Origin of the sequence: Vibrio sp. YT-18 (assembly GCF_033337345.1) — a bacterium.
GTDB lineage: Bacteria > Pseudomonadota > Gammaproteobacteria > Enterobacterales > Vibrionaceae > Vibrio > Vibrio alginolyticus.
The window spans coordinates 1-1,922 of the sequence record NZ_JAWOQO010000062.1 but is presented as its reverse complement, the minus strand read 5'-3'; the positions used below and the strand labels follow the sequence as shown (position 1 = coordinate 1,922).

Genomic DNA, 1,922 nt, shown 5'->3' with positions numbered 1-1,922 from the left:
ATGGGTATGGACGGATGGATCACGTGTTTCGTACGCGGCATCTTCTGTAACCTAATGGTGTGTCTAGGCGTGACTGGCAACATGACTGCGCGTTCAGTATCCGGCCGACGTGGCGATGATGTACGGTTTGAATTTGGGCGATGAACTGCAAGATAAAACCTTGAGCAATATTGTTGAAGAACAACTGGGTAGCACGCCTGTTTTGGGCGACCAGTTTGAATGGCAAGGATTGCAATGGGTAATCGCGGACGTGGTGGATCACCAAGTAACTAAGGTTGGTTTACGTTTACCCAATGAAGAAGAGGAAGGGGAAGAGGAGGACTAAGTTCTAATCATTCATTTCCGTTAACATGATGACGGCTTGCGTGCGGTTCTTCACGCCGAGCTTGCGGAAAATCGCCGTCATGTGTGCTTTGATGGTGGCTTCTGATACATTCAACTCGTAAGCGATTTGTTTGTTCAGCAAGCCATCAGACAACATCCCCAACACTTTGTATTGCTGTGGCGTTAGCGCGGCAATCTTCTCTGCCAAATCATTACACGCTGCGTTATTGGTGATCAGCCCTTCAGGGAAGTATGGGTCGCCATTGAGCACTTGGTTGAGTGCATTGACCAGTTCACGCATATCACTCGATTTCGGAATAAAGCCAAACGCACCATGGCTCTTCACTTGACTCACCACCGTTGGCTCTTCGCTGGCGGATACCACGACGATAGGCAAATCTGGGTATTCCGCTCTTAAGTGGATAAGCCCCGACATTCCATTAGCCCCAGGCATTTTGAGATCCAACAGCACCAAATCCGGCTCTTCCTCTTTGGCGAGTAATGCAAGCAGGGCATCAAGAGAGTCTGCTTCAAGCAGATTGGCACCACTGACAGCCATGTGTACCGATTGGAACAATGCATTACGGAAGAGAGGGTGATCATCGGCGATGATGATGGTGTAGGTCGAATCCATGACGTTAAACACTTTTGACTATTTCGTTAAATGAATTATTGTCCAGCTTTGAGAAGGTGGACAATATTTATTCGCTAAAAGTCTGAACCAAATCGACTTTTATTAGGAAAATTGCATATAGCCGCATTTTTCTCATTCAAATCTGTGCAACAAAAAACGCCAGCGAAAATCGCTGGCGTTTGAATGATGTGATATCAGAATCGATTGATGTGCTCTAAGAAAGGCTCGGCTTGCATAAAGCCAGTTAAACGAGCGTTTGAAACGTGTTCGCCTTTCGCATCCCAGAATTCGATGGTCGGCAAACCCAGTACGTTCATGTGTTTGAGTAGCTCAATATCTTGCACTTGGTTTTTGGTGACATCCGCTTGCAGCAACACGAAGTCTTGCAGCTTGGCTTCGACTTTTGGATCGTGGAAGGTGTACATCTCAAACTCTTTACACGCTACACACCAGTCGGCGTAGAAGTCGAGCATGACAGGTTTACCTGCTGCTTTCGCCAGCGCCAGTTGCTCTTCAAGCTCGGCCACATTAGCAATGCGAGTAAAGCTAACCGTTGTTTGCTGTGCTTGGGTTTCGTGATTGCCAAACCAATAATTCAGTGCTGGTTGCGCGGAGGCGAACAAACCGAGGACGGCAATAATGCCAATTGCGCTTTGCTTCCAGCCACCAAACTCCAAGCTGTTTTTGATGTGATACAACCAACCAAATGCCGCGATACCGAGCGCAGACCACAACGCCGTCGACCACATTTCTGGCAAGATGCGCTCAAGCAAGAAGATTGGTGCTGCCAGCAGAATGAAACCAAATAGTGTCTTCACGCGGTCCATCCAACCGCCGGCTTTTGGCAGCAGTTTGTTGCCAAATACCGCCACGAGAATCAGCGGAATACCCATACCCATCGCCAGTGCGTAAAGCGCAATACCACCAGTCAGCAAGTCACCACTTTGTGCAACGTAGAGTAGTG

2 protein-coding genes and 2 pseudogenes are annotated in these 1,922 nt (G+C 48.2%); 2 read left to right on the top strand and 2 right to left on the bottom strand.

The window, feature by feature from the left end:
• Nucleotides 1–108: pseudogene (locus R7M72_RS24265) on the top strand (formate/nitrite transporter family protein); the annotation flags it as partial.
• A pseudogene (locus tag R7M72_RS24260) lies at nt 107–325 on the top strand (transporter associated domain-containing protein); the annotation flags it as partial. The pseudogenes R7M72_RS24265 and R7M72_RS24260, both read left to right, overlap by 2 nt.
• A gap of 3 nt (nt 326–328) precedes the next feature.
• Here the strand turns inward: R7M72_RS24260 and R7M72_RS24255 are convergent.
• Both R7M72_RS24255 and dsbD read right to left on the bottom strand, forming a co-directional pair.
• Nucleotides 329–958: a response regulator transcription factor gene (locus tag R7M72_RS24255; RefSeq protein WP_005465748.1), complete on the bottom strand. Its 630-nt coding sequence runs from the start codon at nt 956–958 to the stop codon at nt 329–331.
• Between the two features lie 194 nt (nt 959–1,152).
• On the bottom strand, nt 1,153–1,922 hold a 770-nt coding region (gene dsbD, locus R7M72_RS24250), incomplete at its 5' end, for a protein-disulfide reductase DsbD (protein ID WP_318056362.1).

Coding starts and splice junctions, on each gene's coding strand:
- R7M72_RS24255 (WP_005465748.1), bottom strand. CDS start 958: ATGGATTCGACCTACACCATCATCATCGCCGATGATCACCCTCTCTTC.